The sequence below is a fragment of the Allobosea sp. genome, assembly GCF_017308075.1.
Classification (GTDB): domain Bacteria; phylum Pseudomonadota; class Alphaproteobacteria; order Rhizobiales; family Beijerinckiaceae; genus Allobosea.
Window position 1 is genome coordinate 133,923 of sequence record NZ_JAFKFX010000035.1, and the last position, 20,336, is coordinate 154,258.

33 protein-coding genes are annotated in these 20,336 nt (G+C 63.6%); 22 read left to right on the forward strand and 11 right to left on the reverse strand.

Annotation, left to right across the window (positions count from 1 at the left end; translation table 11 throughout):
* The first annotated feature begins 147 nt into the window (after positions 1–147).
* Together J0J10_RS17925 and J0J10_RS17930 are read left to right on the forward strand one after the other, a co-directional pair.
* Entirely contained in the window at positions 148–462 is a 315-nt protein-coding gene (locus J0J10_RS17925) for an integration host factor subunit alpha (RefSeq protein ID WP_291636494.1), read from the forward strand.
* Complete coding sequence (locus J0J10_RS17930) at positions 459–1,049, forward strand: MerR family transcriptional regulator (protein WP_291647910.1); 591 nt, start codon at positions 459–461, stop codon at positions 1,047–1,049. The genes J0J10_RS17925 and J0J10_RS17930 overlap by 4 nt, the downstream gene beginning before the upstream one ends.
* Before the next feature lie 56 nt (positions 1,050–1,105).
* Here J0J10_RS17930 and J0J10_RS17935 read toward each other — a convergent pair whose 3' ends face one another.
* The 3 genes from J0J10_RS17935 to J0J10_RS17945 all read right to left on the reverse strand — a co-directional run bounded on the left by J0J10_RS17935 (position 1,106) and on the right by J0J10_RS17945 (position 2,848).
* Positions 1,106–1,273, reverse strand: coding sequence for a hypothetical protein (locus J0J10_RS17935; protein ID WP_291636492.1), 168 nt, complete (start codon positions 1,271–1,273; stop codon positions 1,106–1,108).
* Between the two features lie 86 nt (positions 1,274–1,359).
* On the reverse strand, positions 1,360–2,319 hold the full coding sequence (locus J0J10_RS17940) for a LysR family transcriptional regulator (protein WP_291647912.1): 960 nt from the start codon (positions 2,317–2,319) through the stop codon (positions 1,360–1,362).
* Between the two features lie 103 nt (positions 2,320–2,422).
* Entirely contained in the window at positions 2,423–2,848 is a 426-nt protein-coding gene (locus tag J0J10_RS17945) for a DoxX family protein (RefSeq protein ID WP_291636488.1), read from the reverse strand.
* Between the two features lie 197 nt (positions 2,849–3,045).
* Here J0J10_RS17945 and J0J10_RS17950 point away from each other — a divergent pair, with 197 nt between their 5' ends.
* The gene (locus J0J10_RS17950; protein ID WP_291647914.1) at positions 3,046–3,978 is read left to right on the forward strand and encodes a ring-cleaving dioxygenase; all 933 of its coding nucleotides are present in this window, start codon (positions 3,046–3,048) and stop codon (positions 3,976–3,978) included.
* A 68-nt stretch (positions 3,979–4,046) separates the two neighbouring features.
* Positions 4,047–4,676: an alpha/beta hydrolase gene (locus J0J10_RS17955; RefSeq protein WP_291647915.1), complete on the forward strand. Its 630-nt coding sequence runs from the start codon at positions 4,047–4,049 to the stop codon at positions 4,674–4,676.
* A 64-nt stretch (positions 4,677–4,740) separates the two neighbouring features.
* On the opposite strand, the gene J0J10_RS17960 is transcribed toward J0J10_RS17955, so the two are convergent.
* Complete coding sequence (locus tag J0J10_RS17960; RefSeq protein ID WP_291636482.1) at positions 4,741–4,878, reverse strand: hypothetical protein; 138 nt, start codon at positions 4,876–4,878, stop codon at positions 4,741–4,743.
* 75 nt (positions 4,879–4,953) lie between these two features.
* The gene (locus tag J0J10_RS17965) at positions 4,954–5,817 is read right to left on the reverse strand and encodes a 3-oxoadipate:acetyl-CoA acetyltransferase (RefSeq protein WP_291647916.1); all 864 of its coding nucleotides are present in this window, start codon (positions 5,815–5,817) and stop codon (positions 4,954–4,956) included.
* A 127-nt stretch (positions 5,818–5,944) separates the two neighbouring features.
* Between J0J10_RS17965 and J0J10_RS17970 the strand changes: the two genes are divergently transcribed.
* Positions 5,945–6,148 carry a hypothetical protein gene (locus tag J0J10_RS17970; RefSeq protein WP_291647918.1) on the forward strand — a complete coding sequence of 68 codons (204 nt, stop codon included), beginning with the start codon at positions 5,945–5,947 and terminating at the stop codon, positions 6,146–6,148.
* A 100-nt stretch (positions 6,149–6,248) separates the two neighbouring features.
* Here the strand turns inward: J0J10_RS17970 and J0J10_RS17975 are convergent, their stop codons facing one another.
* Both J0J10_RS17975 and J0J10_RS17980 read right to left on the reverse strand, forming a co-directional pair.
* Positions 6,249–6,629 carry a hypothetical protein gene (locus tag J0J10_RS17975; protein WP_291647919.1) on the reverse strand — a complete coding sequence of 127 codons (381 nt, stop codon included), beginning with the start codon at positions 6,627–6,629 and terminating at the stop codon, positions 6,249–6,251.
* A gap of 218 nt (positions 6,630–6,847) precedes the next feature.
* Positions 6,848–7,126 carry a BrnA antitoxin family protein gene (locus J0J10_RS17980; RefSeq protein WP_291647920.1) on the reverse strand — a complete coding sequence of 93 codons (279 nt, stop codon included), beginning with the start codon at positions 7,124–7,126 and terminating at the stop codon, positions 6,848–6,850.
* 713 nt (positions 7,127–7,839) lie between these two features.
* Here J0J10_RS17980 and J0J10_RS17985 point away from each other — a divergent pair.
* From J0J10_RS17985 to J0J10_RS18050, 14 genes are all read left to right on the forward strand, one after another.
* Entirely contained in the window at positions 7,840–9,138 is a 1,299-nt protein-coding gene (locus J0J10_RS17985; protein ID WP_291647921.1) for a tyrosine-type recombinase/integrase, read from the forward strand.
* A complete protein-coding gene (locus tag J0J10_RS17990; protein ID WP_291647923.1) occupies positions 9,138–9,932 on the forward strand; it encodes a hypothetical protein in 795 nt (264 codons plus the stop codon). Before J0J10_RS17985 ends, J0J10_RS17990 begins: the two co-directional genes overlap by 1 nt.
* Positions 9,933–9,990: 58 nt before the next feature.
* Positions 9,991–10,206 (forward strand): helix-turn-helix transcriptional regulator, encoded by a 216-nt coding sequence (locus J0J10_RS17995; protein WP_291647924.1) that lies wholly within the window; start codon positions 9,991–9,993, stop codon positions 10,204–10,206.
* Between the two features lie 11 nt (positions 10,207–10,217).
* Positions 10,218–10,691 (forward strand): hypothetical protein, encoded by a 474-nt coding sequence (locus tag J0J10_RS18000; protein ID WP_291647925.1) that lies wholly within the window; start codon positions 10,218–10,220, stop codon positions 10,689–10,691.
* Positions 10,688–10,939 (forward strand): DUF6074 family protein, encoded by a 252-nt coding sequence (locus J0J10_RS18005; protein WP_291647927.1) that lies wholly within the window; start codon positions 10,688–10,690, stop codon positions 10,937–10,939. The genes J0J10_RS18000 and J0J10_RS18005 overlap by 4 nt, the downstream gene beginning before the upstream one ends.
* Positions 10,936–11,538, forward strand: coding sequence for a hypothetical protein (locus tag J0J10_RS18010; protein WP_291647929.1), 603 nt, complete (start codon positions 10,936–10,938; stop codon positions 11,536–11,538). The genes J0J10_RS18005 and J0J10_RS18010 overlap by 4 nt, the downstream gene beginning before the upstream one ends.
* A 101-nt stretch (positions 11,539–11,639) precedes the next feature.
* Positions 11,640–11,966, forward strand: a complete 327-nt coding sequence (locus J0J10_RS18015) for a hypothetical protein (protein WP_291647931.1) — start codon at positions 11,640–11,642, stop codon at positions 11,964–11,966.
* Positions 11,963–12,208, forward strand: a complete 246-nt coding sequence (locus J0J10_RS18020; protein WP_291647933.1) for a hypothetical protein — start codon at positions 11,963–11,965, stop codon at positions 12,206–12,208. Before J0J10_RS18015 ends, J0J10_RS18020 begins: the two co-directional genes overlap by 4 nt.
* The gene (locus J0J10_RS18025) at positions 12,205–12,408 is read left to right on the forward strand and encodes a hypothetical protein (protein WP_291647935.1); all 204 of its coding nucleotides are present in this window, start codon (positions 12,205–12,207) and stop codon (positions 12,406–12,408) included. Before J0J10_RS18020 ends, J0J10_RS18025 begins: the two co-directional genes overlap by 4 nt.
* A complete protein-coding gene (locus tag J0J10_RS18030; protein WP_291647937.1) occupies positions 12,405–12,857 on the forward strand; it encodes a hypothetical protein in 453 nt (150 codons plus the stop codon). Before J0J10_RS18025 ends, J0J10_RS18030 begins: the two co-directional genes overlap by 4 nt.
* Positions 12,854–13,087, forward strand: a complete 234-nt coding sequence (locus J0J10_RS18035) for a hypothetical protein (RefSeq protein WP_291647939.1) — start codon at positions 12,854–12,856, stop codon at positions 13,085–13,087. Before J0J10_RS18030 ends, J0J10_RS18035 begins: the two co-directional genes overlap by 4 nt.
* A complete protein-coding gene (locus tag J0J10_RS18040; protein ID WP_291647941.1) occupies positions 13,077–13,373 on the forward strand; it encodes a hypothetical protein in 297 nt (98 codons plus the stop codon). Before J0J10_RS18035 ends, J0J10_RS18040 begins: the two co-directional genes overlap by 11 nt.
* Positions 13,370–13,999 carry a hypothetical protein gene (locus J0J10_RS18045; protein WP_291647943.1) on the forward strand — a complete coding sequence of 210 codons (630 nt, stop codon included), beginning with the start codon at positions 13,370–13,372 and terminating at the stop codon, positions 13,997–13,999. The genes J0J10_RS18040 and J0J10_RS18045 overlap by 4 nt, the downstream gene beginning before the upstream one ends.
* 46 nt (positions 14,000–14,045) lie before the next feature.
* Positions 14,046–14,444 (forward strand): hypothetical protein, encoded by a 399-nt coding sequence (locus J0J10_RS18050; RefSeq protein WP_291647946.1) that lies wholly within the window; start codon positions 14,046–14,048, stop codon positions 14,442–14,444.
* On the opposite strand, the gene J0J10_RS18055 is transcribed toward J0J10_RS18050, so the two are convergent.
* The gene (locus J0J10_RS18055; protein WP_291647948.1) at positions 14,428–14,736 is read right to left on the reverse strand and encodes a DUF3102 domain-containing protein; all 309 of its coding nucleotides are present in this window, start codon (positions 14,734–14,736) and stop codon (positions 14,428–14,430) included. The genes J0J10_RS18050 and J0J10_RS18055 overlap by 17 nt on opposite strands.
* Positions 14,737–14,846: 110 nt before the next feature.
* On the opposite strand from J0J10_RS18055, the gene J0J10_RS18060 reads away from it, so the two are divergent.
* Both J0J10_RS18060 and J0J10_RS18065 read left to right on the forward strand, forming a co-directional pair.
* The gene (locus tag J0J10_RS18060; protein ID WP_291647950.1) at positions 14,847–15,722 is read left to right on the forward strand and encodes a YkgJ family cysteine cluster protein; all 876 of its coding nucleotides are present in this window, start codon (positions 14,847–14,849) and stop codon (positions 15,720–15,722) included.
* Positions 15,723–15,865: 143 nt separating this feature from the next.
* The gene (locus tag J0J10_RS18065; protein WP_291647951.1) at positions 15,866–16,447 is read left to right on the forward strand and encodes a hypothetical protein; all 582 of its coding nucleotides are present in this window, start codon (positions 15,866–15,868) and stop codon (positions 16,445–16,447) included.
* A 195-nt stretch (positions 16,448–16,642) separates the two neighbouring features.
* Here J0J10_RS18065 and J0J10_RS18070 read toward each other — a convergent pair whose 3' ends face one another.
* The 3 genes from J0J10_RS18070 to J0J10_RS18080 form a co-directional block, all read right to left on the reverse strand.
* Positions 16,643–17,254, reverse strand: coding sequence for a DUF3800 domain-containing protein (locus tag J0J10_RS18070; RefSeq protein ID WP_291647952.1), 612 nt, complete (start codon positions 17,252–17,254; stop codon positions 16,643–16,645).
* A 174-nt stretch (positions 17,255–17,428) separates the two neighbouring features.
* Positions 17,429–19,021, reverse strand: a complete 1,593-nt coding sequence (locus J0J10_RS18075) for a terminase large subunit (RefSeq protein WP_291647953.1) — start codon at positions 19,019–19,021, stop codon at positions 17,429–17,431.
* Positions 18,990–19,412: a phage terminase small subunit P27 family gene (locus J0J10_RS18080; protein ID WP_291647954.1), complete on the reverse strand. Its 423-nt coding sequence runs from the start codon at positions 19,410–19,412 to the stop codon at positions 18,990–18,992. The genes J0J10_RS18075 and J0J10_RS18080 overlap by 32 nt, the downstream gene beginning before the upstream one ends.
* 143 nt (positions 19,413–19,555) lie before the next feature.
* On the opposite strand from J0J10_RS18080, the gene J0J10_RS18085 reads away from it, so the two are divergent.
* Complete coding sequence (locus J0J10_RS18085; protein WP_291647955.1) at positions 19,556–20,080, forward strand: GIY-YIG nuclease family protein; 525 nt, start codon at positions 19,556–19,558, stop codon at positions 20,078–20,080.
* Positions 20,081–20,336 lie beyond the last annotated feature (256 nt).

The window sequence follows — 20,336 nt, forward strand, 5'->3', positions numbered from 1 at the left end:
CCGACACTTGGTTGAGAGCCGCATGCGAGTTTCGGATCGGAGCGCTGCTGCGCCCGTCCGGAAGCGCCCGGTTCTGGCATCCGCTATTCCGGTGCGTGATGCTTCGACAAGGTAGTGGCTGCTCGGTAACGCCTTTGGAGGGAGCTGATGGCAGGGCAAACTGTGACGCGCGCGGACCTGTGCGAGGCGGTCTATCAGAAGATCGGCCTATCGCGGACGGAATCGTCCAAGCTCGTCGAAGCAGTCCTCGACGAGATCTGCGACGCCGTGGCGCGTGGCGAGAACGTCAAACTTTCTTCGTTCGGCTCCTTCGTCGTGCGCGACAAGGGCGAGCGAATCGGGCGTAATCCCAAGACTGGCGTAGAAGTTCCGATCGAGCCGCGTCGCGTGATGGTATTCAAGCCCTCGAACGTGATGAAGGCCCGGATCAACGGCCAGAATGGCGAGGGTGACGAGGAGTGAGCCTGGAGTTCCACAACGGCGATACCGAGGCCGAATTGGACACCAAGAGCCCAGACGCTTTCCGTACGATCAGCGAGGTCGCCGAAGATCTCGACATACCCCAGCATGTGCTGCGCTTCTGGGAGACGCGCTTCTCCCAGATCAAGCCGCTGAAGCGTGGCGGCGGCCGACGCTATTATCGCCCCGACGACGTCGCCCTGCTCAAGGGCATCCGCCGCCTGCTCTATGGCGAGGGCTACACGATCAAGGGCCTGCAGCGGATCCTCAAGGAGCAGGGGCTGCGCCATGTTCAGGCGATCGGCCGTGGAGCCGAGATTGCGCCGCAGCCCGGCGCTGCGATGCGGCCCGCCGCGGTCCCGAGCGGAATGGCGACTGCCGACGAGATCGCCGCGTCACAGTCGCGGCCAACCGGCGAACCGGGCTTCGCTGCAAAGGCGCTGCTCTCTTCGTTGCCGCAAGCGTCCCAGCCGGAATGGCCCAGCCAGGACGATCTGGCTTTCCTCAAGGCGACATTGCAGGAGCTCGCGGAGTGCCGGCGCCTGTTGCATGGGGCATTGAGCACCGCCGAGAGCGCCGAAGAAGTCTGACGGGGCCGGTGGGCGGTCATAGCGGGCGGGTCTGGCGGTCCCTTCGCCCGCTGGCCTCAGCGCCGGAAGGCGTCGGGCCAGAAGCCATTGCGCTCCAGCAGCAGGATCGCGACGATCACGGCGAGCGTCACCACGAGCGTCATGAGCTTGGCATTCCATGGCGTGCCGCGGCCGATCAGCCAGATCAGCGTCAGCCCCATGATGAGCGGGATCGCGATTTCCATGGCTGCAGTCTAGGGCGCAGCACAGCTCGATGGAAACATCAAAGACAGCAAGCAGCGCATTTCCCGAGGGGTGAGCCGCGGCCCGTTCAGTCCTCTTGTGAGACCGGGGCGTTCGCGCCCTGCTGGATCGCTGCCTCGGGCACGCCTTCGACCAATGGCCGCAGGCGGGTGAGCTCGCTCGCCATGAAATCGAGGAACAGCCGCACGCGCGGAGCCTGACGCAGATCCGGATGGGTCAGGAGCCAAAGATCGGCGGCATAGCCGGCCTGCGGGGGCCCGAGACGCTTCAGCCCGGGGCGCTTGTCGCCGATGAAGCAGGGCAGGAAGCCGACCCCGATCCCGGCCTCGACGGCCTCGGCCAGGCCGAGCACCGTGTTGAGCTTGTAGACGACGCGCTCCGGCTCGATGTGCTTCTGTACGTATTGCACGACTTTGAAGGCACCGAACTGGTCGTTGAGCGAAACCCAGCGCGCCTGCGCGAGCTTGCTCTGGTCGGCGGGCGGACCTTCTGGGAAATCCTCGCCGCGTCCATAGAGAGCCCAGCCGATCCGTGCGGCGCGCCGGCCGACGAGGTTTTCCGGCGGCGTGTCGGTGGCACGAATGGCGACGTCGGCGTCGCGCTTGCTGAGGTTGAGGGCCTGGTTGCCGAGCAGGACGTCGAGCCGGATGTTGGGGCATTGCCGCATGAAGGCGCTGAAGAGCGGCGTCAGCAGCTCGACCAGCAGGGAATCATTGGTGGTGACGCGCAACTCGCCGGCAGGAAGGATCTCGCGCCCGGCGAGGCGGCGTGTGAAGCCGGTGATGTCATGGTCGAGCCGTTCCGCCAGGGCCGCCATCTCCTCGCCGGCCGGCGTCGTCACATAGCCGCTGCGATGACGCTCGAACAGGCGCGTGCCGAGCGCTTCCTCGATCTGGCCGAGGCGGCGAAACACCGTCGAATGGTTGAGGCCGATCAGTTCTGCCGCCGCCGGCAGGCTGCGGGCCTCGGCGATCGCCTTGATCAGTCGGAAATCGTCCCAGGCGACTGTGTAGGGCGGGTTCGGCAAGGCGTCGGCTCCGGGGGCAGGGCGCCCGTGAACGGGTTCCCGTAAAATGGTGCGGGCGGCGGGTTGCAGCAACCCGCCGCCCGTTCAGCCGGAAATCGGCGGCTCAGGCAAGGGCCGCCTGGCGCAAGCCCGGGAGCGGGCCGGAGCGCAGGGCGAGGGCGCCGTCGCCGATCAACACATGGGCGAAGGCCGTCAGGGCGAGAAAGGCCGGATACTCCCAGCCGCCGTTCGGCGCGGTGAAGAGCCAGCCATTGGGGGCGTGGACGGCGAGCGCGCCGAGCAGGACCGGCAGCAGCGCCAGCGAGACATAGCGGCCGTAGAAGCCGGTCAGGATGGCGAGGCCACCGACGAGTTCGGCGAGGATGATCGGCCAGGCCAGGAAACCAGGCAGGCCGAGCTGGCCGAGGAAGCCGGCGAAGCCCGGCACGGTGAAGATCGCGAGCTTGAGATAGGCGTGGGCGATGAACATCAGGCCGAGCGCGACGCGCAGGCCGAGGGCGCCATAGGGGGCGAGACGGGTGTCGATCATGATGGTGCTCCAAAGGTCGAGAGGGAAGGCCGGTCGATCTGCGGAGGAAGATGCACGCTGCTATCGTGCAATTCAAATTGGAATGTTACGATAACTAAATTGCGAAATCGCAATGTTATCGGACTGGCCAAGAGCCTCGTGACCACCATCTTGGCGTCAATGAGGGCGGCGCTCTGCAGCCCGGAAGGACCGCCACAATGCAGATCAACGGCATCCACCATGTCACCGCCATTGCCGGCCCGGCGCGCCGCAATCTCGATTTCTACAGCCGTGTCCTCGGCCTGCGCCTGGTCAAGAAGACCGTCAATTTCGACGATCCGACGACATGGCACCTTTATTTCGGCGACGCCGATGGCGCGCCCGGCACGATCCTGACCTTCTTCCCCTGGGAGCATGTCGCGCCCGGCCGGCTCGGCGTCGGCGAGACGCAGGAGACCGCGTTCCGCATCCCCGCGACCGCACTCGACTACTGGACGCAGCGACTTGCCGCCCATGGCGTCGTGCATGAGGCGCCGGAGCGCCGGTTCGGGGAAGCCGTGCTCGCCTTCCGCGATCCGGACGGCATGCGCCTTGCCCTCGTCGCGGTTCCCGGCAGCGACAGCGAGCCGGCCTGGGACAATGGTGAGGTGCCTGTCGCATCCGCGATCCGCGGCTTGCACGGCGTCACCCTGCTCCTGGCCGAGACCGGGCCGACGGCGGCGATCCTCTCGGAGGTCTTCGGCTTTGCCGAGGGCGGGCGCGAGAACGGCATCGTCCGGATGCGGGCCGCCGGCACCGTCCGTGGCGGAATCGTCGACTTGCGCGAGGGCCGCGGCTCTCTGCCTGCCCGCCTCGGCGGCGGCTCGGTCCACCATGTCGCGTTCCGCGCGCATGACGATGCCGAGCAGGCGCGGATGGTGAAGACCTTGTCCGACAGGTTCGGCCTGCGCGTCACAGGGCAGAGGGACCGGAACTATTTCCGCTCCGTCTACTTCCGCGAACCCGGCGGCGTATTGTTCGAGATCGCGACCGATGCGCCGGGCTTTGCCGCCGATGAGCCTGCGGAGCACCTCGGCCATGAACTCAAGCTGCCGCCGCAATACGAGAAGCGCCGCGGCGAGATCGAGGCCCTGCTGCCGACCCTCGCCTGAACCAGACCCGCACGCCGCCTCTGGCGAGGCGCCGATCCTACCGTTCCAGCATCGAAGGAGACCCTGTCATGGGCGAACCCACTGGCTTCATCCATCGCTTCGAGCCGGCGACCGCGCCGGGCCTGTCGCCGCTTTTGCTGCTCCACGGCACCGGCGGCGACGAGAACGATCTCTTGCCGCTCGGCCGCGCCGTCCTGCCGGGAGCGGCATTGCTCTCGCCGCGCGGCCGGGTGCTCGAGGGCAGCATGCCGCGCTTCTTCCGCCGGCTTTCGGAGGGGGTTTTCGACGAGGCCGATCTGACACGGCGCACGCATGAACTGGCGGATTTCATCGCCGAGGCGCGGACGCGATACGGTTTGCCGGCGCCGATGGCGCTCGGTTTCTCCAATGGCGCCAACATTGCGGCGGCGCTGCTGCTGCTTCGCCCCGAGGCGCTCGCCGGCGCGGTCCTGCTGCGGGCGATGGCGCCGTTCGCCAAGGCGCCGGAGGCCAGGCTTTCAGGCAAGCCCGTGCTGCTGCTCTCGGGCCGGCTCGACCCGATCATCCCGGCGGACAATGCCGCCGGTCTTGCTGCGACATTGGAAAGGGCAGGGGCCGACGTCGAGCATCATGTCCTGCCAGCGGGGCACGGCCTCTCGCAGGCGGATATCGGTCTCGTCGAGAAATGGCTGCAGGGTCGCAGGGTGCAGGCGGTCTGATAGGGCTGCGTCGTCTGGTTGTCATGGGATGCCGCCGGGCCTGACTTGCCCGGCGGGGGCTCGGTCACACGTGCTTCGAGAGATAGCACATCAGTCCGAGCCCGCCGAGAATGACCGAGATCATATAGGGGCCGAACAGGCAGGCGACGAACACCGCCGCGATGAAGCCGAGCATGAGGCCGTTGCGCCAATCCAGGATCATGATGACAACCTCCTCTGATGGGGCATCATCATAAAGATAGAGTTGACCCGCTGAACCGCATTTGAACAAAACAAGTTAACGAAATCCTGCATTTGCGGGCATTTCCTTAACTGGTGGCGGCAGGCTCAGCAGTTGCCGTGCCTCCGCCGCGGTCGCTGGGCGACGGCCGTATTCCGGGCAGAGCGCGACGATTCTCTCCACCAGGGCTGCGTTGGAGGGAGCAAGGGGCTCGCGATCGAGCCGGACATTGTCCTCCAGACCCGTCCGGCAATGGCCGCCGAGTTCGAGCGACCAGCGATTGAGCGTGATCTGGTCGCGGCCGATGCCGGCACCGGTCCAGGTCGCATCCGGCGCCAGGCGCTTCAGGGTCGCGATGTAGAACTCGAACACGGCTCGGTCGACCGGCATGGCGTTCCTCACGCCCATCACGAACTGCACATGGAGCGGCCCCGTGATCGCCCCGGCGGCGCTCATCTCAGCCGCCTTGAAGATCATCGACAGGTCGAAGGCTTCGATCTCCGGCTTGACGCCATAGGCCTTCATCTCGGCGGCGAGCCAGTCGACAAGTTCGGGGCTGTTCTCGTAGACCCGCGTCGGGAAATTGCAGGAGCCGGTGGAGAGTGAAGCCATGTCGGGACGAAGCGGGATCATGCCGCCGCGCTTGCGCCCGGCACCGGAACGGCCGCCGGTCGAGAACTGCACGATCATGCCGGGGCAATGCCGGCGCAGCCCCTCGAGCAGCCGGCCGAAGCGCTCGGGATCGGAGGTTGGCAGGCCCGCTTCATTGCGGACATGGCAATGGACGAGGCTCGCACCGGCCTCGAACGCGGCCTGGGTCGACTCGATCTGCTCGGCGATGCTGATCGGTACCGCCGGGTTGTCGTGTTTCGTCGGCAGCGAGCCGGTGATCGCGACTGTGACGATGCAGGGCAGGGTCATCGCTGGCGGCCTTTCGCGAGGCCCTCGGTGAAATTAATTCCCGCCCTGCTGACAAAGGCGGGCCGGCGGCGCCGTCCCAGCGAGGCGCCTGCTTGCGGCTGGCCCGCCCCGGGTCCACCTTGCTGCCATGGTCACCTTGTTCATCGCCTTGGCGATGCTGGCCACTGTCGCGACGGCGCTCTGGCTGGCCTTCGATGGCAATGCCGTGATGGCGCTGCCATTGGCGATCGTCTTCGCCGGCTTGCTCAGGACGTTGGTGCGCCGCAGCCGGCGCCAGGGCATCACTCCGGCCGAGATCGCCAAACGCCCGCCAGGGCGCGAGCCCGACTGATCGATAGCAAGCGGCCGGCAGGGTCCGTTCGTAGCCTCGGGCTTGGCCGCCCGCGCATCGCTTTGGGGCCCGGCCTGCATCCGGCAGGACACGCGGCGAGCTAGCGGCTGTAGCCCGACCCCGAATTCGGATTGTTGAAGCCCGGCCCGTAGCCACCGCCCCAGCCGCGCTCATAGCCCGGCTGGCGGTAATGGAGCGGGGCGCGTTCGTAGCCATAGCGGCCACGTTCGTAACCATAGCCTCGACGAGGTCCGTAGCCCTGGTGCCGCCCCCGCGCGCGCTGCTGCCACTCCAGATTCCGCTGGATCTCCCACATCCGGTGCTCGCGGTTGTGCCGGGCATAGGCTGCAGGAAGCTGGTCGAGTTCCTCGATTCGGACCGGTGCTGACCGGTCGGGCGCGGCAAGCGCTCCGCCGGAAAGAGCGGGGGCGGCCACGGCGAGCCCGGCAACGAGGCCCGCGATCAGAAGGCGTCGGTTCATCGGATGTCTAATCCTTCACTTGAGGCGGCTGGTGGCCCCCGTCGGTTTGCCAACCTTCTGTGAGGATGATTGTTCCAGGGCGCTGAATGGCGCCTGAATGCGCCACGCGCCGAAAGGCCTGCCGAGCGACCGTGCCGGCGGTGCTTGCCAGGAGGCGGGGATTCAGGCGCAAACGCGTCTCGGCTGGGCGCGCGCCGGCGGCGGCTTGTGCCCGGTGTTCAGCCGTCATTCGAGGAGTTGAGTTCCTCCGGTGTCAGCCCCTCGCTGCCGCCGATGCCGGCAGCTTCACGCAGCACCGCATTGATCCGGTCCTGCCAGCCCGGCCCCGCGCTCTGAAAATGTTCGAGCACCGCGCGTTCAATCCGTAGCGTCACCATTTCGCGCGCGCCTGGCAGGGCTGCCGGCTTTGGCGTCGGCGCCTTGGGCGGCGCCGGCTTGAACAGAGCCTCGGCGAGCTTGCGCGGGTCGCTCGGCCGGCGGGTTCTGTCTTGGCTCATGGTCCGTGCCTCTGATGCGGGTGCGGCGGCCGAGCTCCTCCGGAGTCGGCCGGCCGTGTCGAATCTGGTCGATCTGAGCAGCTGGATGCGACCCCCAGCAATTTGGGCCTGAAGCTCCGCAAGGCGCTCGAAACGAAACCTCCTGCCACGCTTCTGGGGACGCGCGGTCAGGGAGTTCTATAAAAATCTAGTACGCTCAATGGTTTGCGTCAATCGCCGTGTTGGCGACGGAAGTCGCGGCCCGGCAGCGGGCGAGGCGGCAGGGGTGGGAAGGGCTGGCGGCCGGGCAGCGTGCCCCGGATTGCAGGACGAAGGCGTCGTGGGTCGGGAGTTCCGCCAGGGGAACCGCGCCACAGACCGTTCGGCTCGCCATGTCCCAGTGGTTTGGCGGGACCGGCGGCGGGGATAGCCGATCGATCCCACAAACGACAACGGCGCCTGACGGCGCCGCTTTCGAACCAGCCGGAAATTTCGGCCGGTAATATGGTCGGAGCGAGAGGATTCGAACCTCCGACCCCTTGTCCCCCAGAGGCTCAAAATAGCTTTTCGGGCCGCAGCGCACTTGTTCATGTCTCGTCACAAACCCTTGCGCTCGCGAGCCAAATTGCTTCATACCTCTTCACAAGGGTTCAGGCATCATCGCGTTTTGCGACCCTCCATGAACCCAGGGTTCTGATTAGCACAAGTGCACGAGACTGCAAGGGACGCGGGACATGCCGGTAGTCAGACTGACCAGCGCGTTCATCTCCGGGATTGTCCCGCCCGACAAGGGAGCGACGGAATACTGGGATGAAATCACTCGCGGATTATGCCTTCGAGTCTATCCGAAAATCGACAATGCGACGTGGACATTCAGGTATCGGCCGAAATCGGGCGTGGGTTATGAGCGCATTACGCTCGGAAAACTGCGAGATCTGAGCCTCGGCAAGGCGCGCGAAAAAGCTACAGGGTTACGGGCCGCGGTGAATGATGGCGGCGACCCTCAGAAAGAGCGCCGGCAGGCTAGGACGGAGGCGAAGCAGGCGCTGCGCTTCGACGCGCTGGCGACGGCCTATGTCGAAGGCTACGCCAAGCTCAACAAGTCGTCGTGGAAATACGACGAGATGTTGCTGAAGCGCCCGCGCGACGCATGGGGAAAGCGCCGACCGGAAGAACTGCGCCGGGCTGATGTTTCGGCGCTGTTGCTGGAGATCGCGGCTACAGCGCCCGTCAGTGCGAACCGGACGAAGACCGTCCTGTCGAAGCTTTTCAATTGGGCGGTGGATGTCGGGCACCTGCCGGCTAACCCGATCGCCGGCATGAAGCGCATCGTGAAGGAGGGGAAGCCGAAGGAGCGGGTGCTGACCGATCCCGAATTGCGGGTGCTCTGGGAGGTGCTGGAGAATACGAAGGACATCACCCGCGACGTGGCTGATGCGCTGCGCCTCCTGATGTTGACCGGCCAGCGCCCCGGCGAGATTGCCGGCATCGAGCAGGTTGAGATCGTGGACATCGGCAAGGCGAGCGAAGCCCGGATCGAGATTCCCGCGGATCGGATGAAGGCGCGCCGGGCGCATATCCTGCCGCTGGCGCCTCTGGCGCGGGCGATCGTTCAGGAAGCGCTAGAGCGCCGGAAAGAGGAGGGGGACGTAAACGCACTGCTGGCGTCGCGCTACTACAACCGCGACACGCTGGCGCGGCATTCGCTCTCTCATGCCCTTCGCCGGCTGATCCCAGACATGAAGATAGACGGCCTAGACGCGAAGGCCGTGGCGACGCTTCAAGCCGATCCACCGACGCCGCACGATCTGCGGAGAACTTGCGCCAGCGGCATGGCGCGGCTCGGAGTCGGCTTCGAGGACCGCCGGGCGGTGCTGGCGCACATCGCCGACGACGTGCACGGCCAGCATTATGACCGCTACGACCGGCTGGCGGAGAAGCGCCAGGCGCTCGCGCTTTGGGAACAGCACGTTCAGACGGTGCTTGAGCGCGGCGATGGCGGCAATGTCGTTCCGATGCGGCGGAGGAAGTGATGGCGAAGAAGAGCAAGAAAGATGAAGGCGAGCCGATCACTTACAAATTTCGTGATGGCGAAGGACCGATTTCTTTCGAGGAAGTCCCTAACGCAAGCATTACCGATCCCAAATTTTGGAATTGGTACAAGAAACAGGGCGTTCCAATTTCTGAACTTCCGGCGGAATGGCGTAGGACGATGCAGGAGGCATTAGAGGATGCTGGAATGAGCTTTCCGGGCGGAGATCCGGATTTGCGCGCGCGCGTGATTGAACAATTCGTGGCAGCGGGGGGGAGGCGCGAGCACGCCACCGGCGTCTTGAACCCCGGGGTCGATCTTAAGCATCCGTCCAGCAATTGGTATGCGTGGCAAATCTGGATGAGACTCGACAAGGCAATGTCATTTTGGCCTCAAACCGAGAAGTATCCGCCTGATGAATATGCCGCGCTCGGAATGGCGTTTCAGGCTGGTATGCATGCTGCGACTCTGCGGTTGTTGGCGCTGGATAAAATTGCGGCCGGCGGGTTAAGGGCAAAGGAACAGCTCGACGACAATCGGGAAACGGCAGTTCAGACAAATCAGCAGGCCGCTGAAATCTGGAAGGCAAAGGCGATTGAGCTTGCCCGTAAGAAGCTGAAGCCGAGCAAGCGCTATTCTGCGGCCGAGGTCGCTAAAGCCATCCACGAAGAACTGTCTAGTTGGCTGCGCGACCAGTACGATCTGCTTGGAACTGAAGAGAAAAAGCGCCGCTTTCCTCCTCCGGATACCGTCCGGCGAGCCATCCCCCTAAAAATAGTTGGCAAAGACGGGTAAGCGCTGCCAGCCGATATGGTCTCATTTGGTGTCGTCCGCAGCAAATCGGAGCGACACGGTGAAACAAGACAATCTCGACACCCGCTTTCTTACGAAGCCCGAGACGCTGGCCCGCGTTCGGCTTTCTGGCTCTACCGTCGATCGGTTGGAGGCAAAGGGGCTTTTCCCGCGGCGGGTGAAGCTCGGCCTTCGCAAGGTTGGTTGGAGCCTGGCTTCCATTGAAGCATGGGAGCGGAACCGCCCGACCTCTTCCGTCGACCTCTCGGCCGCGTGAGGGAGGCGCCCGTGTCCAACTTGATGTCGCCCGCGCGCCACGCGCTTCTTACCCACCTTGCCGGCCTTGAGCCGCCGAAGGGAGAGCTGGAAAGCCGCGCGCTGGAAATCGCAGGTATCACGGCGCGCACCGCGGCCAACTTCATTCGGGCCTTGGTCGACGACGATCTGATCCGCGTGGTTGGAGGCTTCGGTGCTGGCGGGCTGTCGCGCGGCCTCTTCATCACCGAGGAAGGTCGCCGCGCTCTAGCTGACACGGTCGTCGCCGCGCCAGACTTCAACCGGAAGGTGGATGACCGTTCGGCAGAGCTGGCAAAGGTCCTGGCGAACCCGGCGGTTATCCGCGCCAACGCTCGCGATGTTCATGCTCATCTCGTCGGTGATCAGCCGGATCAAACCGCAAGGCGCAACCTCCTCAACGTCGAAGAGCTGATTTCGATCCTCAATGGCGTCATTCGGATTAGCGAAGTGGGCAGGTCCGCATGAGCGCGACCGTGATTCCGTTCCCGCGGGTGAAGAACAGGGCGTTCGTCACGCGCCACGCCACCCGCATGACCCAGATGGCTCCCGACAAGGGCGAGGCGCACCTGCGGCGCCTGCTCGATCAGCAGATGGATGTCATGCGCAGGCGCGGCATCCCTGAGCCGGCGATCGTCGATGAAGCGCGCGCTGTCGAAGCGGCGATCCGTGCCGCGCTCTGGCACGTCGTGATCTTCGAAGGAGGCTCCGCTTGAGCGCAATTGCGAAGGCCGACGCCACCGGCCGATCGACGCGGCGCCGGAAGGTCAACCGCTTCAAGCAGCGACCGAACTCGCCACCGGAGGGGAAGCCTTGGTTTTGGCTGACGAAGGAGATGATGGACAGCCCCGCGTGGGCGGTGCTCTGCGAAGATCCCAACGCCGTCATGGCCGTGCTCAGGGTCAGCTATGAGCACATGGCGCACGGCGGCACGATGAACGGCGAACTGCCTGCCACCTATCGCGATTTCCACCGCTGGCGGATTCCGCAGGGGGGCATCACGAAGGCCCTCATCAGAGCATGCGCCCTTGGCTTTCTCAGACGCACAGGGCGCGGTCAGAGGTCGAACGGTCGATTTCGGGGAGCACCATCCCAATGGGCCTTGGAGTGGCTCCCTCTCGCCGATGGCACATTCGAGAGCAACCGATGGAAGAAGCTCGAGACGGAGGAGGAGGCCCGCGCAGCAGTCGTCAGGGCCATGGCCGAGCACGGCGGTGCTGGAGAGCATCCCCGCCAAGATATTATAAGTGATATCGATTCAATAGCAGAGAAGCCCGCAGTTTCTCGCGTTAATCGACTTCGAAAGACCGCCTAACGCTACTGAATCGATAGTGTCGTAGTGATATCGATTCAATAGCAGAGAGAACCGGGCCGCGGCGCCCCGATCTGCGCCGTTTCAAAACCAGAGGAACCACTATGACGACGGACACAGTTCCGGCGAACGCCGCCGGCTTGCCTGAAACCGCCACGGCCCTCATCGGGAAGCTGGGCTCTCCCATTCTCAACCTGCAGAACACGGCACGAGCGCTGGACATCGTCGCCAGGGCGACCATCCACGAGCGCGGCGGGTTCATGGTCGACAAGATCAAGAAGCGCTGCCCCGAGTTCGCTGGCTACACCGTCATCGTGATGACGGAGGACGAAGCCGAGGCGGCGAGCTTCCTCACCACCGAGCTCATCGAGCGAGCACATGACGTGGCCAAGCTCTTCGAGGCGGCTGCTGACGGCGAGCTGCAGTCATGAGCCTAAACCGTCGCACCCTGTTCGTCGGCGCTGCGTCCTGCGCTGTTGCGCCTGCTCTCCCCGTTGCTGTGACAGCAACGCAGGTGTCCGCACCCGTCGCCGTGCAAAGCATGACCGACACTGAACAACTCGCCCGGTTTCGATACCTGTTCGGGCTCTTCGACGAGGATGGGCAGCGGGCCGTCACAAACCTGCTGAGCAAGATGCTTGAGGCTCAGGAAGTCGAGGAGGCCCGGTCATGAACGCGAAGCAAACCGATCGCGACCTCGTGGAAGCCCTTGAGCTCTGGCAGCGGCTCAGCCCTGCCGATCGCGCCGAAGCCCGCGCCTATTTGAAATGGATGGTCGAAGACGGCCGCCCCGAAACCGATCCGACCCGCGATGATCCCGCGTGGCAGGAAGCGAAGCGGCGGATGGCGAGCGAGATGGAGAACGCACGATGAGCAGGATCATTGAGCCGGTTCACACCGCCGCAGTCGGGCTCGGCAACATCCGCTTCTTCAAGTCGCTGCTGCCGGGCGCGCACCTGATCTGGTTCGCCTATGAGGATATTCTCAAGGCTGCAGGATTGGCCCGGCACATGCGCCGGCATTTCGAAGCGATGCTGAAGCAGGATCATCGCGACATCATCAAGCCGGTGATGACGCCTGACGGCCCGGCGACGCTGGCGCCGCACTATATCGCCCAGGGCTTCGTCGACGCCATGGAGGAAATCGGGCGGATGCCGGCTGGCTTTGCCTCGGCCTACACGCACGGCGCGGTTGCCGCCATGTCGGTGATCACGGGCGATCTCGGCCTCAGCGGGACTGAGGCAATGAACTACGTGATTGCCGCCTTCCGCAACAGCAACGGGATCGAAGGCCCGCACCCGACGATCGAGGCCTCTTCATGAGCGCCGTGCCGGATATCGCAAGTCGGCTTCACGACGTCGAATGCCACGTCAGCACGACGCATGAACTGGTCGATGCCGCCTCGATGGCGGCCAAGGCCATCACCGATGAGAAGCAGCGCAACGCCATCTCCGCGCTGCTCTGGACGATGGACAATCGGCTGGATGAACTGGCCCTGGATCTTGAACGGCTCCGGGAGGCCCACGCGACGGAGGCCGGCAATGCAGCCTGACCCCGTCCGCCGGTGCCAGCTCGCCATGGTTGTCGTCCACGTTGCGGTTGAGATCGGCGACGATGAAGGAGCCATGGAGGAGCAGGAGGAATTCGACGCTGCCATGGCGGTGCTGGTGCAAACACCGCCGGCTGATGCGGAGGATGCCGCCGCGCGCCTCCGCTGCCTCGCGCAGATCGGCGAGACCTACCTTGAAGACACGTGGACTGCGGGCCGGCTGTACGACGCGATGAGGACGATCGCGGACGGCCTCACGGCCCGCGAGGCCAGGAGGATGGAATCATGACCTTGCGTGGAAGCAACTCTCTGAATGATCTGGCGGCAAGGGTGGCAGAACAGCACACCGCCATGAAGCAGGCCGAGATGACGGCTGCGTTGGCCGCGATGAATGCCGGCTTTCTGCTCATGCAGGCGAAGGGCGAGTGCAAACATGGCCAATGGTTGCCGTTCCTGAAGAAGGCCGGGATGGCAGAACGGCAGGCGCAGCGCCTGATGCAGTTGGCCCGCTCGGGCCTTGAACCCGACACCGTGTCGGATTTGGGCATTAAGGGAGCGCTGGATCTGATTTCAAAGCGACGTCTGCCGAACGACGGCGATGTCCTTATCGTCGCGGTCGGCAGTCGAAGTGAATTAGGCGATCTGGAAGGTGATATCACTGCTTGGATTTGGCACTCCCGAAGGGCGGAGGGCCATATCGACATTGTTTCAATGGATATAACCGGGCAAGCCATTGCTCTGCGAAGGCCGGTTTCGGCTACCGCAGAGAATATCATCTTCCTGTTCGTCGATCGCATGCTGGATGAACGACACGGCGAAATGCGCTTCACGACTCTCCGGGATGATGGCCGCATCGTCGCGTACTGCGAGGACTTCCGGGACAGAGTGCTGAGAATGCCGGAGAGCGCAGCATGACGTGGTCGGATGTCTTCCGCGATCTCCTGGAGATCCAGCGGTTGCGTTGGACGATCAGGTTCTTGCTTGTGAAGCTGGCGTTCGTAAAGATGCGACACTGGTTAAGGGGGAGAATGACAGCATGAGTGCGGTTTCCGATCACGAGGTAGAACTGGCGGAGACACGGCAGAGGGCCGGCCTCCTCTGGTCATATCTTGAGACGATGCGTGGATTCGCCATCGACGCTCAAGGTCGGACGATCGTGCTCGGCTTGTCTGCAGATGAAACCTTGGAGTTCTTGCGCCTCGACCCTATCGTGAATTCTGAAGCCCATGGGGGCGAGGTATGCGAACACGAGGCTGCAGAAGAGCGATACTACGCGTTGCGCGAAAAGCATGATGCCGCCCGTGGCGCCGACGCAGTTGAGAACCTCAAGTTCTGGAACGGGATCAGATCGAGCCAGTAGCCTGTAGCTCGGTTTCCGGCCTCATGGGCTGCGCCATAGCCTCGACCCTGGCCACCACTTCGTCGGATGTGCTGGGGGCGGCAAGCTCGTAGAGGACGGTCGGAGGCAAATTCCAACCCGGTCGGATTTTCGCCCCGATCCGTTCCGCAACCCTCATGAACTTGCGTGCCGTCTCGTCGCTCATATCGAATTCGCTTTCGAGCCAACGCCCGAAGTTGCCGTGACCGATCCGCTCCTTCACCGCGATCAGGTCGCGCCCGATCTCCACGATGTCCTCGGCGGTGCGGCGCATGCGGGTGAAGCTGGCGCTGCTGCGGGTCAGGTGCGCCCTGACCCCGGATCGCGGGTGAGTCCAACACCAGTTTGCGCGTGTTCTTGAGGTCTTCACAGCGTGGCGGTTGTATGCTGGCTTTAGAACGATTGCTGTTTGCTAGGGAGGAAGCTGTGGGGGCGGCCAAACGACGAAAAGCCGAGATCGATAGGTTGAAGGCTCTACCGCGGGAACAACAGGAGGCTTATCAGGCACTGAGAGCAGACGAACGGATAATAGAACAGGGAATCGACATCGAAGGAGACCCTGAAGCTCAGGTCACAGCTCTGGCTAGGGTGCTTGCCCATAAATTTCAGAGCGGGATTGAGGCCGGTGATCTTGATGAACCTACCTCGTACCTCTTGACGAAGGCTCAGAGGACACTTGCAAAACTCGCAGACGTGCCAGTGGCGTGCAAGAAAGGTTGCTCACACTGCTGCAATATCTGGGTCAGCGCTTCCGTTCCCGAGATCTTTTATCTTGCCAAGCTGCTCAGGGGGCAGGCCAGCGGCAGGGAAATGGCTGTTCGTAAGGCTCATGCTGCAACCGAGCCCTATACGCACGAGCAGCGACCGTATCACCCGTTTCCATGCGGTTTTTTGGAGAACAATGAGTGCTCCATTTACGAGCATCGCCCAGTAGCTTGCCGCCTTGCATCCTCTGGTGACGCGGAGATCTGTGCACGCTCGTACAACAACATTACGGACGAAAATATCCCCACCTCGGTTGCATATTTGATGGCAAGGGAAGGCGTGTCGCTGTCATTGCTTATCGCATTGCAGAAAGCAGGGCTGCCGCAAGAGCAATACGAGCTAAACGCGGCCCTCGTCACCGCCCTGGATACTGATGATGCAGAACGGCGATGGCTTGCAGGCGAGGATATATTTGCAGGGGTTAAACAAGATCCGGGCGGATTGAAGGACCTCCCGGAGGTGGCTCATCTCTACAAAAGAGCCTTTCCAGCGTAATTCCTCAACGTGATCCGTCTCCTTGCAGGCGCTCCCGGAGCGATGTCAGTGCCGCCTATCGGAACAGGGAGAGGAGGCGTGACCATAGGCACTGACGGCCGTTGTGGTGAGTTCCATGACAGCTTGGGCGGAGAGAGGTTTGAATGACCGAGAATGCGGCGATGACGATAGGAACTATCTCGCTCACACCCGAGGAGCAGGCGCTGGTCGACCGGATTGAGTTCGACCCGCTCGCTCTTGCCGGTGATCATGCGCGTTATCTGTCAAATTCGGACATCGCTTCAAAGCTCATGTGGAGCATATTCAGGCGCGATGCGATACCGCCTGCACGATTAGCGTGGTTCACTGATCCTCAACTCAATTTTGGCCGACTAAAGGGATCGAGGGAGAGCAACTTCAGGAGGAATAATCCTGAAGACGAGGAGATGATCCGGCATCCCCATTTCTTGAAGTACCTTCGCTATTTCATCTTCGGCGCCGACTTGCCGCGCGATCTTTGTGAGGAGTTCGCCAAGCGGGTTGCCGATTGCTATCATGTGAATGGATCTGACGCGCTCGAGCTTGGCGATTGGGCGCGAGGCGAAGTCCGCAGGAGACGAATGGACGGGCAGCACTCTGCCGAAGAATTTCACAAGCTCGCCCTCGATTGCGGCGTTCACGCAATGTGGGTTGGCACAATTTATGATCGCGTGAAGATCGCGCCTCCAGCAAGTCGATATCGCTGAGCGCCGTGTGCGCCCGACCATGCGGCCGGTTTCGGAACGCTACCCATCCGTTTCGGTCACGTTCGTTACCTTTTAACTTGACTTTAGCAGGGCTGCGCACAATCTCCGTTGTGCAAAGTCGCCCCGCCTGCCGAATTGTCGCCGGATGGCGTGCGTGGTCAGCAATCGCTGGTCTAGGCAGGCGGGTCGCAACCATCACCGGAAATGCCAGATATTTTCGATCCGCGGGGCGAGCATGCCTCTCCAGCGGCCGGGATCTTCCTTGTCGCGTCGCTCTCCGCGGGCAATAGCGCCGGCGCACATGTCGGCGAGCTGCACCATCCGGTCGCGGGCAGAATCGGAAAAGCTGACCTTCCTGATTGCGCCGGGGCCGGTATGGCGTCTGAGGTAGACCGCCAGCTCGTTTCGGAATGCCCGCTCGCCGCTTCCGTCTATGACGACCCTGGCGTTCGATAGCAGGCCGCCATCGTAAGCCAGCATCGACTTCACAAAGAAGCTGTAGAACCGTTCCTTATCGGAGCGAAGGTTCGCGCTGTAGATCAGCTCCTTCTTCACCACGATCGCGCGGACGCAGAAGTCGAACGGCGCCACAGTACGGAAGAACTCGTCGCGCACCTCGTTTCGGCTCTTGCTGAACTTGAACTCTTGCCGGAGCTTCAGGCGCTTCGCCAGATCCTCAATGGCAGTACCCGTTCGGACAGCCTGCTCAGGGTCGCGGAATGCAACGAGAGCGGCCACGAAGTGCGGGGAAGACCCTTTGGCAAGCTTGAAGCCGGCATCGCCCGACTCATCGATAAAGATCAGCATGCCCCTTGGTGATCGCAGGTCGCCAGCCGCGCAAGAGTCGACGTTGAGTTACGCGCCTTTTCCACCTTGTCCACAGGCTTTCCACAGTTGGCGCACAGCACAACTACCGGACGATCACCCCGGCAATGATGCCGAGCGAGGCGGCGAGCAGGAAGAGGGATGCAGGGCGTCCCATCAGATGAACACCAGGCCATCGGGCCTGTCCTCGCTCTCATAGACGCTGCCGCCAGCGCCGGCAGATGCCCGGTTGACCGCCATGGCCGAGGCCACTGCGCCGTCGATCCGGTCGCGGCTCTTGCCCTTGTGGAAACTGATGTTCCCGGCTTTGTCGCGCTCAACGGCGATGTTTTCGAAGTTCCAGCGGAGCACGGGATTGCCGCCGTGCCGGAAGCGCCGGCCGACAATTGCGCGCTCGAGTTCTTTGATAGCGGGCGCCATCGTCACCCAGCCCTGGCGCATCGTGACGACGGGAAAGCCGTCTTCCCCGAGCGGCGCCATGACCGCCTGGGCATAGGCGGGGTCGAAGGCGATCTCTCGAACGTCGAAGCGGCCGCAGAGATCGCGGATATGCTGCTCTACCGCGCGATAGTCGGTGACATTGCCCGGCGTCGGGATGATGAAGCCCTCCTCCGCCCATCGCGGATAGGGCACTTTGTCCCGATCGGCGCGGGCCCGGAGATTGTCGCCGGGAACGAAGAACCAGGCGGCAACGTCGAAGCCAGCCTCGTCATCGCCCCAGCACGCAATCACCGCCGTCAGGTCCGTGGTCAGACCCATATCGACGGCGATCCAACACGGTTCGCCCTCCAGCGCTTCCAGATCAACCGAGGTGCCGCCTTCGTCATAGACGCCCATGTCCACGAAGGGCGCGGCGCTGTGGTCGAGCCAGACGTTGAGATTGTATTGGCGAAAGTCCTCCCGATCAGCGGGGCGCTCGCGAGCCTCCCGCGCGAGCTGCCGCATCCCTTCCAGATCGGGAAAGCCCTGCGCGAGCCCCGGATTAACGGCGTGCCAAAGCTCTTCGTCCTGCCAATCGCAGTCCGCCGGCGACTGGAAAAGGACCGGCAGAAAGCCCGGATCGAGGTCGGGCTGAGCCGCAACCTTCAGCGCATATTCGTACAGCCCGTAAGCGAGGTTTTCCTTTCCCCTGCCGGCGGTGGTGATGATCACGGTGAGCGTGTTGCTCGCCTTCACCATGCCGGTGCGAAGCGCGGTCCAGAGCTTCCGGTTGCGCCAAACGTGGAGTTCGTCGGCGAGCACCAGCGACGGCGTCTTGCCGTGCTTCAGATCGCCATCCGACGAGATTGTCCGAAAAACCGTGCCACTCTTGCGGTGCTCGATCTTGTTCTCCGACTCTGTGACCCTCGCCACCTTGTCGAGCCAAGGCGTCGCGGCGACGATCGCCCGCGCCTCGTCAGCCGCTTCCGTCGCCTGTTCTTCGGCAGCCGCCGCTGCGATGATCCGGCCGCCCGGCACCCTCTCGTACCCGAAGGTATGGAGCAGCCCGAGGCCGGCGCCGATGGTCGTCTTGCGGGCGCCGCGCGGGATCATCACGAAGACGGTCTTGACCTGACGCGTCCCCGTAGCCGTGGCAGGCCCGTATATGCGCCTGACGATGCGCTCCCAGAAATCGGGGAGGTCGAAGCCGCCGCTCTCCGACTTCGGATGACGAAGCGCGCGCAAGAACTCCACCGCCCGTTCCCCGCGTCCGTGCGGGTCCGGGATAGGCGAACCGTCAGAGACCCAGGCCGGCTGGAGCGCCATCATTGGCTTCCCCTCCCTCCGCTGGACCCGATAGGCCGCGCCGCGAGCGCGCCGCCGGGGTGAGCCCGAGCTCGGCCGCGAGCCGCGCGACGATCTCCTGCGCCTTATTCATCACGCCATGGGCCGGGTGCGGCTTCGGCTCACCGCCCTTCGTTTTCACGAAGGCGCCGTCCTGCTGGATCGCCTTCACGCATTCCGCGACCTGCCAGCGCGCGATCAGATAGGCAGCGACCGTGCCGAGCGTCGCCGGTGTCAGCAGCTTCCTCGAGGCGAGGTCCGAGACGATGCGATCCCATTCCGAGCGCATCACCTTCGGCACGTCTGCCGGCAGCGGAGCGCGGCCCGACAAGCCGCCCTCGATCGCCTTCAATTCTGTCGGGCGCCTCCCTCTCATGAGCCAGATTTCCCGTGGACCGAATTCGGCGCACCCTTGCGCTGTGGGCCCCAAGCGGTCTCCTGCCCCATTGGGAAAGTCTCAACGCCCCCCGGGGTATCGTGAGGCTCCATCAGGCAGCGGAGGCGAGGGAAGCTGGAGCGATGGAGAGGATAGGCCATGAACTCATCGAGCAGCGGCCGATGCTTTCTCTTGACGAAATCAAGCGCCGCCGGGCTGACATTCCAATGAGCCCTGGCGTCTACGCATGGTTCTTCGACACAGCATTGGGCTTTGGCACTGAACCGCTGTTTCGCCGTGAGGGTCGGTTCCTGCTCTATGCAGGCATTGGCGACCCACTCCGACAACGCCTGCTCAATCACTGCCGTAACTCTTCCGGCTCTTCGACGATGCGCCGCTCGCTTGGCGTCCTGCTGACCACAGAGCTCGGACTGCAGGCACGCCGGTATGGTGTTCGACAAAAGCTCGCCTTCGAGCGCGCAAGCGAGCTGCTGTTGACTGATTGGCTCGCCGCTCATGCGCGAGTGGTTTGGGTTCCCTTCGAACAAGCAGGCGAGCTGGAACGGCTGCTGATTAGCCACTATCGGCCTCCACTGTGCCTTGACGGAAATGCAGGCGAGCACGCGACCTATCTGAAGCGGCTGCGAGCCCAGAGCCGGGCTGGCTGATCGGTCGCCCGAAGCCACCTTCGGACGTGATGGCCTTCCGCCTGTTGCAGTCGACGTTGAAGGGCTGCCAGTTGGATCGATCCCAGAACAGGGCCATGTCACCCTTGGGTCGTGTCCCATAGGGTGGTGTAGCTGCGGGTGGTCATCGGCGATTGCCGGTTAGGTTTGGGTTGCGAACGCAAACCCTGACCCGAGAGATCCCCGATGACCGACGAGATGATGAACCTGCGCGGGCTGCTGGAGAAGAGCCCTGACG

Coding starts and splice junctions, on each gene's coding strand:
- J0J10_RS17975 (WP_291647919.1), bottom strand. CDS start 6,629: ATGAACCGACGCCTTCTGATCGCGGGCCTCGTTGCCGGGCTCGCCGTG.
- J0J10_RS17950 (WP_291647914.1), top strand. CDS start 3,046: ATGCAGATCAACGGCATCCACCATGTCACCGCCATTGCCGGCCCGGCG.
- J0J10_RS18025 (WP_291647935.1), top strand. CDS start 12,205: ATGAACGCGAAGCAAACCGATCGCGACCTCGTGGAAGCCCTTGAGCTC.
- J0J10_RS17980 (WP_291647920.1), bottom strand. CDS start 7,126: ATGAGCCAAGACAGAACCCGCCGGCCGAGCGACCCGCGCAAGCTCGCC.
- J0J10_RS18005 (WP_291647927.1), top strand. CDS start 10,688: ATGAGCGCGACCGTGATTCCGTTCCCGCGGGTGAAGAACAGGGCGTTC.
- J0J10_RS18015 (WP_291647931.1), top strand. CDS start 11,640: ATGACGACGGACACAGTTCCGGCGAACGCCGCCGGCTTGCCTGAAACC.
- J0J10_RS18055 (WP_291647948.1), bottom strand. CDS start 14,736: ATGCGCCGCACCGCCGAGGACATCGTGGAGATCGGGCGCGACCTGATC.
- J0J10_RS18030 (WP_291647937.1), top strand. CDS start 12,405: ATGAGCAGGATCATTGAGCCGGTTCACACCGCCGCAGTCGGGCTCGGC.
- J0J10_RS18060 (WP_291647950.1), top strand. CDS start 14,847: ATGCTGGCTTTAGAACGATTGCTGTTTGCTAGGGAGGAAGCTGTGGGG.
- J0J10_RS17970 (WP_291647918.1), top strand. CDS start 5,945: ATGGTCACCTTGTTCATCGCCTTGGCGATGCTGGCCACTGTCGCGACG.
- J0J10_RS17965 (WP_291647916.1), bottom strand. CDS start 5,817: ATGACCCTGCCCTGCATCGTCACAGTCGCGATCACCGGCTCGCTGCCG.
- J0J10_RS17985 (WP_291647921.1), top strand. CDS start 7,840: ATGCCGGTAGTCAGACTGACCAGCGCGTTCATCTCCGGGATTGTCCCG.
- J0J10_RS18065 (WP_291647951.1), top strand. CDS start 15,866: ATGACCGAGAATGCGGCGATGACGATAGGAACTATCTCGCTCACACCC.
- J0J10_RS17935 (WP_291636492.1), bottom strand. CDS start 1,273: ATGGAAATCGCGATCCCGCTCATCATGGGGCTGACGCTGATCTGGCTG.
- J0J10_RS18085 (WP_291647955.1), top strand. CDS start 19,556: ATGGAGAGGATAGGCCATGAACTCATCGAGCAGCGGCCGATGCTTTCT.
- J0J10_RS17955 (WP_291647915.1), top strand. CDS start 4,047: ATGGGCGAACCCACTGGCTTCATCCATCGCTTCGAGCCGGCGACCGCG.
- J0J10_RS18035 (WP_291647939.1), top strand. CDS start 12,854: ATGAGCGCCGTGCCGGATATCGCAAGTCGGCTTCACGACGTCGAATGC.
- J0J10_RS18075 (WP_291647953.1), bottom strand. CDS start 19,021: ATGATGGCGCTCCAGCCGGCCTGGGTCTCTGACGGTTCGCCTATCCCG.
- J0J10_RS17925 (WP_291636494.1), top strand. CDS start 148: ATGGCAGGGCAAACTGTGACGCGCGCGGACCTGTGCGAGGCGGTCTAT.
- J0J10_RS18070 (WP_291647952.1), bottom strand. CDS start 17,254: ATGCTGATCTTTATCGATGAGTCGGGCGATGCCGGCTTCAAGCTTGCC.
- J0J10_RS18045 (WP_291647943.1), top strand. CDS start 13,370: ATGACCTTGCGTGGAAGCAACTCTCTGAATGATCTGGCGGCAAGGGTG.
- J0J10_RS17960 (WP_291636482.1), bottom strand. CDS start 4,878: ATGATCCTGGATTGGCGCAACGGCCTCATGCTCGGCTTCATCGCGGCG.
- J0J10_RS17945 (WP_291636488.1), bottom strand. CDS start 2,848: ATGATCGACACCCGTCTCGCCCCCTATGGCGCCCTCGGCCTGCGCGTC.
- J0J10_RS18020 (WP_291647933.1), top strand. CDS start 11,963: ATGAGCCTAAACCGTCGCACCCTGTTCGTCGGCGCTGCGTCCTGCGCT.
- J0J10_RS18080 (WP_291647954.1), bottom strand. CDS start 19,412: ATGAGAGGGAGGCGCCCGACAGAATTGAAGGCGATCGAGGGCGGCTTG.
- J0J10_RS17990 (WP_291647923.1), top strand. CDS start 9,138: ATGGCGAAGAAGAGCAAGAAAGATGAAGGCGAGCCGATCACTTACAAA.
- J0J10_RS18040 (WP_291647941.1), top strand. CDS start 13,077: ATGCAGCCTGACCCCGTCCGCCGGTGCCAGCTCGCCATGGTTGTCGTC.